This is a genomic window from Caryophanon latum, from assembly GCF_001700325.1.
In the GTDB taxonomy this organism is placed as follows: Bacteria; Bacillota; Bacilli; order Bacillales_A; family Planococcaceae; genus Caryophanon; species Caryophanon latum.
Genome location: NZ_MATO01000022.1, coordinates 58,970 through 74,048 on the forward strand (window position 1 = coordinate 58,970; position 15,079 = coordinate 74,048).

General features: G+C 40.9%; 25 protein-coding genes. All 25 read left to right on the forward strand.

Translation table 11 applies throughout. The features are described 5' to 3' along the window. Positions 1–92: 92 nt before the first annotated feature. Complete coding sequence (locus tag A6K76_RS05560; RefSeq protein WP_066462922.1) at positions 93–854, forward strand: ABC transporter ATP-binding protein; 762 nt, start codon at positions 93–95, stop codon at positions 852–854. Next, on the forward strand, positions 844–2,787 hold the full coding sequence (locus A6K76_RS05565; RefSeq protein ID WP_066462923.1) for an ABC transporter permease: 1,944 nt from the start codon (positions 844–846) through the stop codon (positions 2,785–2,787). Before A6K76_RS05560 ends, A6K76_RS05565 begins: the two co-directional genes overlap by 11 nt. 814 nt (positions 2,788–3,601) lie before the next feature. Next, positions 3,602–3,910: a 30S ribosomal protein S10 gene (rpsJ, locus tag A6K76_RS05570; RefSeq protein ID WP_042478628.1), complete on the forward strand. Its 309-nt coding sequence runs from the start codon at positions 3,602–3,604 to the stop codon at positions 3,908–3,910. A gap of 50 nt (positions 3,911–3,960) precedes the next feature. Beyond that, positions 3,961–4,590, forward strand: coding sequence for a 50S ribosomal protein L3 (gene rplC / locus A6K76_RS05575; RefSeq protein ID WP_066462928.1), 630 nt, complete (start codon positions 3,961–3,963; stop codon positions 4,588–4,590). Between the two features lie 26 nt (positions 4,591–4,616). Then, positions 4,617–5,240, forward strand: coding sequence for a 50S ribosomal protein L4 (gene rplD, locus A6K76_RS05580; RefSeq protein WP_066462929.1), 624 nt, complete (start codon positions 4,617–4,619; stop codon positions 5,238–5,240). Continuing rightward, positions 5,240–5,524, forward strand: a complete 285-nt coding sequence (gene rplW, locus A6K76_RS05585) for a 50S ribosomal protein L23 (RefSeq protein ID WP_066462930.1) — start codon at positions 5,240–5,242, stop codon at positions 5,522–5,524. Before rplD ends, rplW begins: the two co-directional genes overlap by 1 nt. Positions 5,525–5,569: 45 nt before the next feature. Continuing rightward, on the forward strand, positions 5,570–6,400 hold the full coding sequence (rplB, locus tag A6K76_RS05590; protein ID WP_066462931.1) for a 50S ribosomal protein L2: 831 nt from the start codon (positions 5,570–5,572) through the stop codon (positions 6,398–6,400). Positions 6,401–6,460: 60 nt separating this feature from the next. Next, complete coding sequence (gene rpsS / locus A6K76_RS05595) at positions 6,461–6,739, forward strand: 30S ribosomal protein S19 (RefSeq protein WP_066462933.1); 279 nt, start codon at positions 6,461–6,463, stop codon at positions 6,737–6,739. 22 nt (positions 6,740–6,761) lie between these two features. Beyond that, positions 6,762–7,106 carry a 50S ribosomal protein L22 gene (rplV, locus tag A6K76_RS05600; protein ID WP_036200749.1) on the forward strand — a complete coding sequence of 115 codons (345 nt, stop codon included), beginning with the start codon at positions 6,762–6,764 and terminating at the stop codon, positions 7,104–7,106. Positions 7,107–7,109: 3 nt separating this feature from the next. Beyond that, positions 7,110–7,763 (forward strand): 30S ribosomal protein S3, encoded by a 654-nt coding sequence (gene rpsC / locus A6K76_RS05605; RefSeq protein ID WP_066462935.1) that lies wholly within the window; start codon positions 7,110–7,112, stop codon positions 7,761–7,763. Between the two features lies 1 nt (position 7,764). Beyond that, on the forward strand, positions 7,765–8,199 hold the full coding sequence (gene rplP / locus A6K76_RS05610) for a 50S ribosomal protein L16 (RefSeq protein ID WP_066462939.1): 435 nt from the start codon (positions 7,765–7,767) through the stop codon (positions 8,197–8,199). Next, positions 8,189–8,383: a 50S ribosomal protein L29 gene (gene rpmC, locus A6K76_RS05615; protein WP_066462940.1), complete on the forward strand. Its 195-nt coding sequence runs from the start codon at positions 8,189–8,191 to the stop codon at positions 8,381–8,383. Before rplP ends, rpmC begins: the two co-directional genes overlap by 11 nt. Before the next feature lie 28 nt (positions 8,384–8,411). After that, complete coding sequence (gene rpsQ / locus A6K76_RS05620; RefSeq protein ID WP_053596062.1) at positions 8,412–8,675, forward strand: 30S ribosomal protein S17; 264 nt, start codon at positions 8,412–8,414, stop codon at positions 8,673–8,675. 42 nt (positions 8,676–8,717) lie between these two features. Further along, positions 8,718–9,086 (forward strand): 50S ribosomal protein L14, encoded by a 369-nt coding sequence (gene rplN / locus A6K76_RS05625; RefSeq protein ID WP_008406955.1) that lies wholly within the window; start codon positions 8,718–8,720, stop codon positions 9,084–9,086. A 38-nt stretch (positions 9,087–9,124) separates the two neighbouring features. After that, positions 9,125–9,433, forward strand: coding sequence for a 50S ribosomal protein L24 (gene rplX, locus A6K76_RS05630; RefSeq protein WP_066462942.1), 309 nt, complete (start codon positions 9,125–9,127; stop codon positions 9,431–9,433). Positions 9,434–9,462: 29 nt separating this feature from the next. Next, positions 9,463–10,002, forward strand: coding sequence for a 50S ribosomal protein L5 (rplE, locus tag A6K76_RS05635; protein ID WP_066462943.1), 540 nt, complete (start codon positions 9,463–9,465; stop codon positions 10,000–10,002). A 21-nt stretch (positions 10,003–10,023) separates the two neighbouring features. Then, on the forward strand, positions 10,024–10,209 hold the full coding sequence (locus tag A6K76_RS05640) for a type Z 30S ribosomal protein S14 (RefSeq protein ID WP_004233656.1): 186 nt from the start codon (positions 10,024–10,026) through the stop codon (positions 10,207–10,209). Positions 10,210–10,239: 30 nt separating this feature from the next. Further along, positions 10,240–10,638: a 30S ribosomal protein S8 gene (gene rpsH, locus A6K76_RS05645; RefSeq protein ID WP_066462946.1), complete on the forward strand. Its 399-nt coding sequence runs from the start codon at positions 10,240–10,242 to the stop codon at positions 10,636–10,638. 32 nt (positions 10,639–10,670) lie between these two features. Then, a complete protein-coding gene (gene rplF / locus A6K76_RS05650) occupies positions 10,671–11,210 on the forward strand; it encodes a 50S ribosomal protein L6 (protein WP_066462949.1) in 540 nt (179 codons plus the stop codon). A gap of 43 nt (positions 11,211–11,253) precedes the next feature. Then, a complete protein-coding gene (gene rplR, locus A6K76_RS05655; RefSeq protein ID WP_066462953.1) occupies positions 11,254–11,613 on the forward strand; it encodes a 50S ribosomal protein L18 in 360 nt (119 codons plus the stop codon). 21 nt (positions 11,614–11,634) lie between these two features. Then, a complete protein-coding gene (gene rpsE / locus A6K76_RS05660) occupies positions 11,635–12,135 on the forward strand; it encodes a 30S ribosomal protein S5 (protein WP_066462955.1) in 501 nt (166 codons plus the stop codon). Positions 12,136–12,145: 10 nt separating this feature from the next. Beyond that, positions 12,146–12,328 carry a 50S ribosomal protein L30 gene (gene rpmD, locus A6K76_RS05665; RefSeq protein WP_211271743.1) on the forward strand — a complete coding sequence of 61 codons (183 nt, stop codon included), beginning with the start codon at positions 12,146–12,148 and terminating at the stop codon, positions 12,326–12,328. 41 nt (positions 12,329–12,369) lie between these two features. Beyond that, positions 12,370–12,810, forward strand: a complete 441-nt coding sequence (gene rplO / locus A6K76_RS05670; protein ID WP_066462963.1) for a 50S ribosomal protein L15 — start codon at positions 12,370–12,372, stop codon at positions 12,808–12,810. After that, positions 12,810–14,111 carry a preprotein translocase subunit SecY gene (gene secY, locus A6K76_RS05675; protein WP_066462964.1) on the forward strand — a complete coding sequence of 434 codons (1,302 nt, stop codon included), beginning with the start codon at positions 12,810–12,812 and terminating at the stop codon, positions 14,109–14,111. The genes rplO and secY overlap by 1 nt, the downstream gene beginning before the upstream one ends. A gap of 71 nt (positions 14,112–14,182) precedes the next feature. Next, positions 14,183–14,836: an adenylate kinase gene (locus A6K76_RS05680; RefSeq protein ID WP_066462975.1), complete on the forward strand. Its 654-nt coding sequence runs from the start codon at positions 14,183–14,185 to the stop codon at positions 14,834–14,836. Positions 14,837–15,079: the final 243 nt, after the last annotated feature.

Genomic DNA, 15,079 nt, shown 5'->3' on the forward strand with positions numbered 1-15,079 from the left:
GGAATTGTCACCTACTAAACGTTTTTGTCATGTTAATCGAACGATTGAATGTTAGGTCAACGTGTATGATACTTACATAAGGAGTGATGGACATGGCAATTTTAGTCGCAAGAAAAGTGCGTAAATCATACGGTAAACGAGCATTGCAGCAGGAAGTGTTAAAAGGAATTGACGTAGAGGTTGAACAAGGGGAGTTCGTCGGCATTATGGGTCCGTCTGGCTCAGGGAAAACGACGTTGCTGAACGTTTTATGCTCGATTGATCAAGTGACGGACGGTTTAGTCGACATTAACGGTCGCACATTGCAATCGATGAAGGAAAAGGAGCTTGCCCAATTTCGTAGAGAAGAGCTCGGCTTCATTTTTCAAGACTACAATTTATTGGACACATTAACGGTGAAGGAAAATATTTTATTACCGTTATCGATTGGGCGCACATCACGCGTCGTAGCGGAGACGAAGCTGCAGGAAATTGTGCACATTTTACACATCGCGAATATTTTGCATAAATACCCGAGTGAAATTTCGGGAGGGCAAAAGCAGCGCACGTCAGCAGCACGAGCATTAATTACGAACCCGTCGCTAGTGTTTGCCGATGAGCCGACTGGAGCGCTCGACTCGACATCAGCGTCAGCGCTACTTGAAAATTTAAGTGCGATTAACGAAGAAAAAAATGTGACGATTATGATGGTGACACATGATGCGGTTGCAGCTAGCTTTTGCTCGCGCGTGTTGTTTTTGAAGGACGGGCAAATTTATACAGAGCTTTACAAAGGGGATAAATCGCGCACGCAGTTTTTTCAGCAAATTTTAAATACACAAAGCGTTTTAGGTGGTGGGCATCGTGAAGCTTAGCCAGCTCGTATTTCGAAGCATGCAAAAAAATATAAAGCACTATTACTTATACTTTTTTGCTTTAATTTTTAGTGTCGTATTGTTTTTCTCATTCGAAACGCTGCAATACAATCCGTCTGTTATCGAAGCGACGGCTGCTAGTGGAACAGCTACATCAGGTTTTGAGGCAGCGTCGTACATGCTATATGTCATCGTACTAATTTTCGTATTATATGCCAATCATTTATTTATGCGTCGACGCAGTAAAGAAATTGGTTTGTATCAGTTAATCGGTATGACGAAGGGGCTCGTTATTCGTTTGATCGCATTAGAAAATATAATGCTACTTGTCGGCGCGGTGTTAGTCGGTATGGTGGTCGGGTTATTGAGTTCAAGATTGTTTGCGATGATTTTATTGAAAGTGCTGCAGTTTGATGCGGTCGTGGCGATGACGTTTAGCAAAGAAGCGGTGTTGCATACGGCAATCATGTTTAGCGTGCTATTAGTCATCATTTTATTGCAAATGGCGTGGATTGTTCGTAGGTCGACGTTACTTCATTTATTCAATGTATCAAAGCAAGCAGACGAGCGGGTGAAAAGCTTTAGCTCGTGGCAAATGGTGCTCGGTGCAATCGGAATTGCGTTCATTGTTTACGGCTACTATAAAAGTACAATATTGTTTGAAGACCCGATGGAGTTGCTAAACAATATGCTCATCATTTTAGCGGCAACAATTGGCGGGACATTTCTCGTGTTCCGTTTCTCGGTTGCGTTTGTGTTCAATATTATTCGCATGAGCAAAAAAGGGCATTTAAAGCTAGCGGACGTACTGGCGCTAACCCCGATTATGCATCGGATGAAGGAAAATTCAAAATCGCTCACGTTAATTACAGTATTGACTGCAGTGTCGTTAGCTATTACAACATTGTCTTACATTAGTTATTATTCGAGTGAGACGGATGCAGCGATCGAAACGCCGGGAGATTACGTAGCAGTAAATGGTCGAGAAGAAGCATTTTTACGTGAGCTTGATGCGTTAAACGTGCCGTACGATTTGAAAACGACGCGCATTGCGACCGGAGAAATCGAATCGAGCGCGTTTCTTTCGGAGGATGTTATACAATATTTGAACGAGGATCGCAGCGAAGTGATGATTGTCCCGCTATCGGATTATAAACATTTAGCACCGGATGTAGAGCTTGCATCTAATGAAATAGTCGTTACGTCTTATAGCGGCTTTATGTCGAGCTCGATGCCGATTGAGGAAGGGACTGAAACGAAGCTTTATATCGGAGACGAAGCAATGCCGATCAAAGTAAAGCATATAAATGATGATACGTTATTAACATGGCGTGTGACAGCAGGTGGCCCGGTGCTAGTCGTGCCAGATGAGTTATATTTGCGCTTTGAGCAGTTAGATGTAGAGAGAGCGATTTTTACACAAACGGCCATTACATTAAAAAATGATGAGCACCAACAACAAATCGAGCAACTGTATAAAACGACAGGTGCGGACGTATTGAATGAAGACGGTGATAAGCTTAATTCACTTATTGCTACACAGCAGGAAAATTTAAACTTGTACGGCACGACAATTTTCGTAACGGCATTTCTTGGGCTTGCGTTTTTATTAGCGACCGGCAGCATTTTATATTTTAAACAAATGTCGGAAGCAGATGAAGAAATGGCTTCGTACACGGTAATGCGGAAAATTGGCTTTACGGAACAGGAAATTTTACGTGGCATTATGTACAAGCAGCTGTTTAATTTCGGTGTGCCGCTCATCGTCGGTTTGCTGCACAGTTATTTCGCTGTAAAATCGGGATGGTTTTTATTCGGTAACGAAATGGCGACACCGTTACTCGTAACGATGGGCTTGTACATTAGCATGTATACTATATTTGCATTATTAACAATTCGTTACTATAAAAATGTTATTCACCAGTCTTTGTAATGAACAACAAAGAGACTGAGATAGCTGGAAGTTTTAATTGCGTAACGATAACGATTTAATTGTCACGAGGAAGCGGACTTGCAAAAGACGAGATTTTGCAAAACGCTCTTTTGCTCGAATAATAGGTCTGTTGATTAGTCATTTATATACAGTGAAATCGGCTGTTTGTTTTTAGCAAAAAATTGGTTCATCACCGTAAGCTAGGCTTGACGCATAAAGGTTGCTTGAAACGAGAGGCGGACTCCAGCGGGAAAAGCGCGAGCCTCGAGACTCCTTGGCGAAAAGCTCCTGACTCATCATGATCAACATTGTGTTTGCCGTCGAGCCCCAGGAACGCGAGCTGCAATAAGTTCCTGCCGATTAACTGGCTAATCAACAGACATGATTGCAATCGCATAGTAACGTACCTAAAACGTAGCATCGGAAAATTGAATGATTCCGATGCTACGTTTTTGTTCAACCTTTTGTTTGAATGTAGGAGCTGTCACGTTATGATTGTAAGATTAGTCTGAATATTTTATTTATATATTTACGTGACCTTTACAGTTGCTTTAATGATTGGACTCTTATATACTAGGAAACGGCTCAAAAAGAGCGGTATATAAACATCGTAAAAAACAACTTCAACATTTCTAAAAAGAATTACGCAAAAGCTATTGCATATTCTTTTTTTATTATGTATAATGTTGAATGTTGGTCTTTGACTGCGATGAAGCGAGAGGTTGCCGACACACCCGGCCGCTTTGCCATGGCGAGTGTGACGGAGAATTTTCGTGGAGAATGTCTAGTAAATAGGCGAAGAGGAGGGGAAATTATGGCAAAACAAAAGATTCGTATCCGTTTAAAAGCGTATGATCACCGTATTTTAGATCAGTCTGCTGAGAAAATCGTTGAAACAGCGAAACGTTCTGGTGCTAGTGTATCAGGTCCGATTCCGTTACCAACTGAGCGCTCAGTTTACACAATCTTACGAGCAGTACACAAGTACAAAGATTCTCGTGAGCAATTCGAGATGCGTACGCACAAACGTTTAATCGATATCGTTAACCCAACACCACAAACTGTTGATGCGTTAATGAAACTTGATTTACCATCAGGCGTTGACATCGAAATCAAACTTTAATGGTAAAAAACAATAAATTATTTTTTCTAAACTTACAGGAGGTGTGACAAATGGCTAAAGGAATCTTAGGTAGAAAAATTGGTATGACTCAAGTGTTCGCTGAAAACGGCGACTTAATCCCAGTAACAGTTATCGAAGCTGCTCCAAACGTAGTTTTACAAAAGAAAACTGTTGATACTGATGGTTACGAAGCAATCCAAGTTGGTTTCGAAGATAAACGAGTTAAGTTATCTAACAAACCTGAACAAGGTCACGTAGCAAAAGCAAACACTGCTCCTAAGCGCTTCATTCGTGAGTTCCGCAACGTAAACGTTGAGGAGTACGAAGTTGGTCAAGAAGTCAAGGTAGAAGTATTCGCAGAAGGCGATGTAGTAGATGTAACAGGTGTTACTAAAGGTAAAGGTTTCCAAGGTGTAATTAAACGCCATGGTCAATCTCGTGGTCCTATGGCCCACGGTTCTCGTTACCACCGTCGTCCAGGTTCAATGGGTCCAGTTGCTCCGAACCGCGTATTCAAACAAAAGAAATTACCTGGTCAAATGGGTGGTACAGTTGTAACAATCCAAAACCTTGAAATCGTTAAGGTTGATGTTGAACGCAACTTACTATTAGTTAAAGGTAATGTTCCTGGTTCTAAAAAAGCTCTTGTTGCAGTGAAAACTGCAGTAAAATCTAAATAATTTCTCGAAGAAAGGAGGAAACAGGAATGACAAAGGTTTCAGTACTTAGTCAAACAGGTGCTTCAGTTGGTGAAATCGAATTAAACGATGCGATTTTCGGAATCACACCAAACGAAGCTGTATTATTCGACGCAGTAATCGCTCAACGCGCTTCTCTACGTCAAGGTAATCACAAAGTGAAAAACCGTTCTGAAGTTGCTGGTGGTGGTCGTAAGCCATGGCGTCAAAAAGGGACTGGTCGTGCTCGTCAAGGTTCGATCCGCTCTCCACAATGGCGTGGTGGTGGTATTGTATTCGGTCCTACTCCACGTAGCTACTCTTACAAATTACCAAAGAAAGTTCGTCGCTTAGCTCTTAAATCAGCTTTATCAGCTAAAGTGTTAGAACAAAAAGTAGTAGTTTTAGATGCTTTAACATTTGAAGCACCAAAAACAAAAGCATTCGTTGAAGTGTTAAAAGCATTATCAATCGAATCAAAAGCATTATTCGTAACTGCTGAATTAGAAGAGAACGTAGTTAAATCTGCGAGCAACATTCAAGGCGTTACAGTAGTATCAGCTACAGGAATCAACGTATTAGACTTAGTAGGTCACGATACAGTAGTATTCACTAAAGCTGCAGTAGAAAAAGTTGAGGAGGTGCTTGGATAATGGAAGCACGTGATATTATCAAACGTCCGGTCATTACTGAGCGTTCTTCTGAACTACTAGCAGAGAAAAAATATACTTTTGAAGTAGATACTCGCGCTACAAAAACTCAGGTTAAACACGCTATCGAAGAAATCTTTGAAGTTTCAGTTGCGAACGTAAACGTAATGAACTACAAAGGTAAAAAGAAACGCGTTGGCCGTTACACAGGTTTAACTAACAAACGCCGTAAAGCAATCGTTACGTTAACTGCTGAATCAAAAGATATCGAATTATTCGAAATGTAATTTCTTTTAAATAAGAATTGAACATTCAAGAAGGAGGGAAAACACATGGCGATTAAAAAGTATAAGCCAACCTCAAATGGTCGTCGTAATATGACGTCATCTGACTTTGCTGAGATTACAACTAATAAACCACAAAAGTCTTTATTAGCTCCAAAAACTCGCAAAGCTGGTCGTAATAACCAAGGTAAAATTACTGTTCGTCATCACGGTGGTGGTCATAAGAAGCAATACCGTATCATCGACTTCAAACGTCTTAAAGATGGTATCCCAGGTAAAGTTGCTACAATCGAGTATGATCCTAACCGCTCTGCGAATATCGCATTAATTAACTACGCTGACGGTGAAAAACGTTACATCTTAGCTCCAAAAGGATTAGAAGTAGGTCAAGTGATCGTTTCTGGTTCTGATGCGGACATTAAAGTAGGTAACGCATTACCATTAGCAAACATTCCAATGGGTACTACTATCCATAACGTAGAAATGAAACCTGGTAAAGGTGGACAATTAGTACGTTCTGCTGGTACATCAGCACAAGTATTAGGTCGTGAAGGCAAATACGTTATCGTACGTCTACAATCTGGTGAAGTTCGCTTAATCTTAGCTACTTGCCGTGCTACAATCGGTCAAGTTGGTAACGAGCAACACGAACTTATCAACATCGGTAAAGCAGGTCGTTCTCGTTGGTTAGGTAAACGCCCAACAGTTCGTGGTTCTGTAATGAACCCTAACGATCACCCACACGGTGGTGGTGAAGGACGTTCTCCAATCGGACGTAAATCTCCAATGACACCATGGGGCAAACCAGCTCTTGGTTATAAAACACGTAAAAAGAAAAATAAATCATCGAAATTTATTATTCGCGGACGTAAAAAATAATGTGATTGAACTACGGTTCTATTCGAGAGCCGTGGTGGAATCACGGAGGGAGGTTCCTAAATGGGTCGCAGCTTAAAGAAAGGTCCTTTTGTCGATGATCACTTAATGAATAAAGTGGTAGCACAAGAGGCTTCTGAGAAAAAACAAGTTATTAAAACTTGGTCTCGCCGTTCTACAATCTTCCCGAACTTTATCGGTTTAACTATCGCAGTATATGACGGACGTAAACACGTTCCTGTATACGTAACGGAAGATATGGTAGGTCACAAGCTTGGTGAATTCGCGCCAACTCGTACTTACAAAGGTCACGGTGCAGACGACAAGAAAACAAGACGCTAATTTTGAGAGGAGGTAAATCCTAATGACACAAGCTAAAGCTATCGCTCGCACAGTACGTATTGCTCCTCGTAAAGTTCGCTTAGTAGTTGACTTAATTCGTGGTAAGCAAATTGGTGAAGCAGTTGCAATTTTACGTCATACTCCAAAAGCGGCGTCTCCAGTCGTTGAGAAAGTATTAAAATCTGCAGTTGCAAACGCTGAGCATAACTATGACTTAGATGTAAACAACTTAGTTGTTTCTGAGGTTTTTGTTGACGAAGGTCCAACATTAAAACGTTTCCGTCCGCGTGCACAAGGTCGTGCATCGGCAATTAACAAACGCACTAGCCACATCACTTTAGTGGTATCTGAGAAGAAGGAGGGATAATCCGTGGGTCAAAAGGTACATCCAATAGGCTTACGTGTTGGTGTCATTCGTGACTGGGAGTCAAAATGGTACGCTGAGAAGGACTATGCAACTCTTTTACACGAAGATATCAAAGTTCGTAACCATATCGAGAAGAACTTAAAAGACGCTTCTATTTCTAAAGTAGAAATCGAACGCGCAGCAAATCGTGTTAACATTACAATTCACACTGCGAAACCAGGTATGGTAATCGGTAAAGGTGGTACGGAAGTTGAAAACTTACGTAAATTCTTATCTGATTTAACTGGTAAGCGTGTACACATCAACATCGTTGAAATTAAACGTGCAGATTTAGATGCGAAATTAGTAGCTGAAAACATCGCTCGTCAACTTGAGAACCGCGCTTCATTCCGCCGTGCTCAAAAACAAGCAATCCAACGCACAATGCGCGCTGGTGCTAAAGGTATTAAAACTCAAGTATCTGGTCGTTTAGGCGGAGCAGACATTGCTCGTGCTGAACACTATAGTGAAGGAACTGTTCCACTTCATACTTTACGTGCTGACATTGATTATGCACATGCTGAAGCTGATACTACTTACGGTAAGCTAGGCATTAAAGTATGGATCTATCGTGGTGAAGTCCTTCCAGTTAAGAAGTCTGTGGAAGGAGGCAAATAAGATGTTATTACCAAAACGCGTAAAATATCGTCGTGAACACCGTGGTAACATGCGTGGTGAAGCTAAAGGCGGTAAAGAAGTAACTTTCGGTGAGTTTGGTTTACAAGCTCAAACTGCATCTTGGATTACAAACCGTCAGATCGAATCTGCACGTATCGCTATGACACGTTACATGAAACGTGGCGGTAAAGTTTGGATCAAAATCTTCCCTCATAAGCCTTATACGAAAAAACCTCTAGAAGTCCGCATGGGTTCTGGTAAAGGTTCTCCTGAAGGCTGGGTAGCAGTAGTAAAACCAGGAAAAGTAATGTTCGAAATTGCTGGTGTATCTGAAGAGATCGCACGTGAAGCACTTCGTTTAGCATCACATAAGCTTCCTGTTAAATGTAAGATTGTAAAACGTCAAGAAACTGGTGGTGAATCTAATGAAAGCTAATGAAATCCGTGACCTTGCCACTTCTGAAATTGAATTACAAGTAAAATCACTGAAAGAAGAGCTTTTCAACCTTCGCTTCCAATTGGCGACTGGTCAATTAGAAAACACAGCTCGCATTCGTGAAGTTCGTAAAGCGATTGCGCGTATGAAAACTGTGATTCGCGAAAGAGAAATCAGTGCATAATAACTGATAAAGAAGGAGGTTTTCAGGCATGACTGAGCGTAACCAACGCAAAGTTTACACGGGCCGTGTCGTTTCAGATAAAATGGACAAAACTGTAACTGTTTTAGTTGAGACTCATAAAAAGCACAAGCTTTATGGTAAGCGTGTAAAATACTCGAAAAAGTTCAAAGCTCATGATGAGTTAAACACTGCGAAAATCGGTGATATCGTACGTATCATGGAAACTCGCCCGCTATCAGCTACTAAACGCTTCCGTTTAGTTGAAGTAGTAGAAAAAGCGGTTATTATTTAATAACTATTTCGGAAATATAAGTTCCGAAGGGAGGTAACCTAAGTGATCCAACAAGAAAGTCGTATGAAAGTTGCTGACAACTCAGGTGCACGTGAAGTTTTAACGATCAAAGTACTTGGTGGTTCTGGACGTAAAACTGCAAACATCGGTGATATCGTTGTATGTACAGTTAAGAAAGCAACACCAGGTGGCGTTGTCAAGAAAGGCGACGTTGTTAAGGCTGTTATCGTTCGCACTAAATCTGGCGCTCGCCGTAAAGATGGTACTTACATCAAATTTGATGAAAACGCATGCGTAATCATTAAAGATGATAAGTCACCACGCGGAACTCGTATTTTCGGACCAGTTGCACGTGAATTACGTGATGGCAACTTCATGAAAATCGTTTCTCTTGCTCCAGAAGTTCTTTAATATTCATGACAGTACCAATCAAGGAGGTGCAACACACAATGCATGTTAAAAAGGGCGACAAGGTAAAAGTAATTACTGGTAAAGACAAAGGTAAAGAAGGCGTGATCTTAGCTGCTTTCCCTAAACAAGACCGCGTTCTTGTTGAAGGTGTAAACATCGTTAAGAAACACAACAAACCTAACCAATTAAACCCACAAGGTGGTATTGTATCTCAAGAAGCTGCAATCCACGTTTCGAACGTAATGCTAATCGATCCTAAATCTGGCGAGCCGACTCGCGTAGGTTACAAGATCGAAGACGGCAAAAAAGTTCGTGTTGCAAAAAAATCAGGTGTAGTAATCGACTAATAAGTAAAATATGAAGGGAGGTAAACTACATGAGCCGCCTAAAAGAAAAGTATTTAAATGAAGTAGCTCCTGCTCTAATGAGCAAATTCGAATATAAATCTGTAATGCAATTACCTAAAGTAGATAAAATCGTAATCAACATGGGTGTTGGTGACGCTGTACAAAACTCTAAATCTTTAGATGCTGCAGTTGAAGAATTAACAATCATCGCTGGTCAAAAACCAGTTGTAACAAAAGCAAAAAAATCGATCGCAGGTTTCCGCCTACGTGAAGGTATGCCAATCGGCGCTAAAGTTACATTACGCGGTGAGCGTATGTATGAATTCCTAGACAAATTAATCGCAATCGCACTTCCACGTGTACGTGACTTCCGCGGTGTTTCTAAAAAAGCATTCGACGGTCGCGGTAACTATACACTAGGTGTAAAAGAGCAATTAATTTTCCCGGAAATCGATTACGATAAAGTTTCGAAAGTACGCGGTATGGACATCGTTATCGTAACTACTGCGAATTCTGATGAAGAAGCTCGCGAGTTATTAACACAGTTCGGTATGCCGTTCCAAAAGTAATAAAATAAGGAGGGCGAAAACGTGGCTAAAAAATCAATGATCGTTAAACAACAACGTAAGCAAAAGTTTAAAGTACAAGAATACACACGTTGTGAACGCTGTGGCCGTCCACACTCTGTATATCGTAAATTTAAACTTTGCCGTATTTGTTTCCGCGAACTTGCATATAAGGGACAAATTCCTGGCGTAAAGAAAGCCAGCTGGTAATCCCCTAATTTGGGAAGGAGGTAAAACGCAATGACAATGACTGATCCGATTGCAGATATGCTTACTCGTATCCGTAACGCTAACATGGTTCGTCACGAAAAATTAGAGGTTCCTGCTTCTAACATCAAAAAAGAGATCGCTGAAATCTTAAAGCGTGAAGGTTTTGTACGTGACGTAGAGTACGTAGAAGATAATAAACAAGGTATCATCCGTATCTTCTTAAAATATGGTAAAGATAACGAACGCGTTATTACAGGCCTAAAACGTATCTCTAAACCAGGTTTACGTGTATACGCTAAGACAAACGAAGTTCCTAAAGTGCTTAACGGTTTAGGTATCGCTTTAGTATCAACTTCACAAGGTTTATTAACAGACAAAGAAGCTCGCGCTAAACAAGTGGGCGGCGAAATCGTAGCATACGTTTGGTAATATAGTATTTAAATGAATGGAGGTGCCCATTAATGTCACGTGTAGGTAAAAAACTTATCGAGGTTCCAGCTGGCGTAACTGTAGAAGTTGCTGCTGACAACACTGTTGTTGTAAAAGGACCAAAAGGCGAATTAACTCGTCAATTCCATAAGGAAATGAAAATCGAGCAAGAAGGTAACATCATCACTGTTGTACGTCCTTCTGAATCTAAAGAACACCGCACAAATCACGGTACAACTCGTGCGCTTTTAGCGAACATGATTACTGGTGTTTCTGAAGGTTTCACTCGCTCATTAGAACTTATCGGGGTAGGTTACCGTGCGCAATTACAAGGTTCAAAACTTGTATTAAACGTTGGTTTCTCTCACCCAGTAGAATTCGAACCTGAAGCAGGATTAGAAGTAGAAGTTCCTACTAATACTAAGATCATTGTTAAAGGTATTTCTAAAGAACGTGTTGGTGCTTTAGCATCAAACATCCGTGATGTACGTCCACCAGAGCCTTACAAAGGTAAAGGTATTCGTTATGAAGGCGAATTCGTGCGTCGTAAAGAAGGTAAAACAGGTAAATAATGCAGCCTAAATTGCATTAAAATCTAGAAAAGGAGTGACCTCTATGATTACGAAACAAGATAAAAATCAAGTTCGTAAGAAACGTCATGGGCGTGTTCGTGCTAAGATCTCTGGTACTGCATCAGTTCCACGTTTAAACGTATTCCGTTCAAACAAGAACATCTACGCACAATTAATCGATGACGTAGCTGGCGTAACTTTAGTTTCTGCTAACACTCAAGAAAAAGGTTTCGAGGGTGCTGGCGCAAACGTAGAAGCAGCTGCAAAAATCGGTGAAATCATCGCTAAACGCGCTGTTGAAAAAAATATTACTGCTGTGGTATTTGACCGTGGTGGTTACTTATATCATGGACGTGTGAAAGCTTTAGCTGAAGCTGCACGTGAAAACGGCTTAGAATTTTAATAAGAAGGAGGGACATACTTCATGAGTCGCATTGACGCAAGCAAATTAGAACTTGAAGAACGCGTAGTTACAATTAACCGTGTTGCTAAAGTTGTTAAGGGTGGTCGTCGCTTCCGCTTCACAGCATTAGTTGTTGTTGGAGATAAAAACGGTCATGTAGGTTTCGGTACTGGTAAAGCACAAGAAGTACCAGACGCGATCCGCAAGGCAGTTGAAGACGCGAAGAAAAACTTAATCGAAGTACCACGCGTGGGTGGAACTACTCCACACTTAGTGCAAGGTCGCTTCGGTGCAGGTTCAATCTTAATTAAACCTGCTGCTCCTGGTACAGGGGTTATCGCTGGTGGTCCAGTACGTGCAGTACTAGAACTTGCTGGTATTACTGATATTCTTTCAAAATCTCTAGGTTCAAACACACCAATTAACATGGTGCGTGCAACTGTAGCAGGTTTAACTGAATTAAAACGCGCAGAGGACGTTGCAAAACTACGCGGTAAATCAGTGGAAGAGTTATTAGGATAAGGGGGGAATTATAATGGCTAAATTACAAATCACCCTTACTAAATCTGTGATCGGCGCGAAGCCAAACCAACGTAAAGTGGTTGAAGCTTTAGGTTTACGCAAAATGAACCAAACTGTTGAGCAAGCTGATAATGCAGCAACTCGCGGTGCCATCGCAAAAGTAGCTCACTTAGTTACTGTAACTGAAATTTAATTTCAAACTTTTTTCATATAAATTACAAGGAGGTGCCACCTATGAAACTTCATGAGTTAAAACCTGCAGTTGGTTCACGTAAAGAACGTAACCGTGTTGGTCGTGGTATCGGTTCTGGTAACGGTAAAACTTCTGGTAGAGGTCATAAAGGTCAAAACTCACGTTCTGGCGGCGGCGTTCGCCCAGGATTTGAAGGCGGTCAAAACCCTTTATTCCGTCGTTTACCAAAACGTGGTTTTACTAACGTTAACCGTAAAGAATACGCTATCGTTAACGTTGAGACATTAAACCGTTTTGAAGATGGTGCAGAAGTATCAGCTGCATTATTATTAGAAACTGGTGTAGTGAGCAATGAGAAAGCTGGAATTAAGATCCTTGGTAACGGGGAACTTACTAAAAAGCTTACTGTTAAAGCTCACAAATTCTCAGCTTCAGCTAAAGAAGCAATCGAAAAAGCTGGCGGATCTATCGAGGTGATCTAATGTTTCAGACAATCTCAAACTTTATGCGTGTTCGAGATATACGAAATAAAATCATCTTCACATTATTAATGTTAATCGTTTATCGTATCGGGACATTTATCCCGGTACCAAACGTTGACGCAGACGTATTAAAGGCAACTGACGAGTTTAACCTCGTTGGTTTCATTAATACATTTGGCGGTGGTGCTTTGGCAAACTTCTCTATCTTTGCGATGGGGATTATGCCGTACATCACGGCCTCAATTATTGTACAGCTCCTGCAAATGGATGTTGTGCCGAAGTTTGCTGAGTGGGCGAAGCAAGGTGACGTTGGTCGTCGTAAGCTAGCTCAATTTACGCGTTACTTCACAATTATATTAGCGTTTATACAATCATTTGCTATGTCGTTTGGTTTTAACCAAATGTATGGCGGGACATTGATCCAAGATGAAGGTGTAATGACATACGTAATCATTTCAATTGTACTTACTGCTGGTACTGCATTTTTACTTTGGTTATCTGAACAGATTACCGCTAAAGGTGTAGGTAACGGTATTTCAATCGTTATTTTTGCTGGTATCGTGGCTTCGTTCCCGAACGCAGTAAACCAACTGTATGCACAACAAATTGAAGGTGCTGGTGAAGCCTTATTCATCAACATCATTATTATCGTATTGTTAGCGTTAGTACTTTTAGCTGTTGTAGTTGGTGTTATTTATGTTACGCAAGCGTTACGTAAAATTCCAATTCAATATGCAAAGCGAGTTGCTGGTAACGCCTCAGAACGTGTAGCAGCAGGTCAACAAACGCATTTACCGTTAAAAGTAAATGCTGCAGGGGTTATTCCGGTAATCTTCGCAGTAGCGTTTATTATGACGCCGCAAACACTTGCGTTATTCTTTGGTGAAAACGATGTAACAACTAAAATTACTAATTTCTTCGATTATACGAAGCCAACTGGTATGCTTATTTACGTCGCATTAATCATTGCGTTCACATACTTCTATGCGTTCATTCAAGTGAACCCAGAAAATGTAACGGACAACTTGAAAAAACAAGGTGCGTATATTCCGGGCATTCGTCCAGGTAATGACACACAAACATATTTGACAAAAATTCTTTATCGCTTAACATTTGTTGGCTCGGTCTTCCTAGCGATGATCGCGGTTTTACCGATTATGTTTACAGCGTTAATGGACTTACCAGCAGCAGTTCAAATCGGTGGTACTAGTATCCTGATTGTTGTAGGTGTAGCTCTTGAAACGATGAAACAGTTAGAGTCACAACTTGTAAAGCGTCACTATAAAGGATTTATGAAATAATCTAGTTGTTAGGGAGCAAATGCTTCCTACTAACTAGCAACAAAACTTTTTGTTGGAGGGGTATATTTCGTATGAATATCGTATTAATGGGTCTACCTGGTGCTGGTAAAGGTACACAGGCTGATAAAATTATTGAGAAGTACGCAATCCCTCATATTTCTACAGGCGATATGTTCCGTGCCGCTATCAAAAACGGTACAGAATTAGGCTTAAAGGCTAAATCATTTATGGATGAGGGGAAATTAGTACCTGATGAAGTAACGATCGGCATCGTTCGCGATCGCCTAAGCCAAGCTGATTGTGAGAAAGGCTTCCTTTTAGATGGTTTCCCACGTACAGTACCACAAGCAGAAGCTTTAGATAGCATCCTTGTAGAACTAGGGAAAAATATTGAGCATACAATCAATATTGAAGTCGAAAAAGACGAGCTAGTTGCTCGATTATCAGGTCGTCGCATTTGTAAAACTTGTGGCACGTCTTATCATTTAATTTTCAATCCTCCAGCTGAGGAAGGTAAATGTGATAAAGAGGGTGGCGAGCTTTATACGCGCGCTGATGATAATCCTGAAACGGTTTCAAACCGTCTGGAAGTAAATATGAATCAAGCGCAACCATTACTTGATTTTTATCAAGCAAAAGGTGTGTTATCAAATATTAATGGGCAGCAACATATTGATTTAGTATTTGCTGACCTAGATGCTCTTTTACAGAGCAGCCGCAGCTGATACCCGGCTCCGGGCGCAGATTACTGCTTCCGCGGGAGGCATGCGGAAGCAACAACGAAACATATTTATTTGAGAGTTGCAAAAGCATATTGTGCCCGGTATATATCTTGATGAATATTCGAAACATATTACGTGAAGTAGATGTTTTGACAAGGTATAATGGGTTTCGTGGAAGCATCTGTATAACGGGTATGAATTCTCATCCGAGACTATCAAATGTCCGTGGATTGTGTGAAGCGAAAC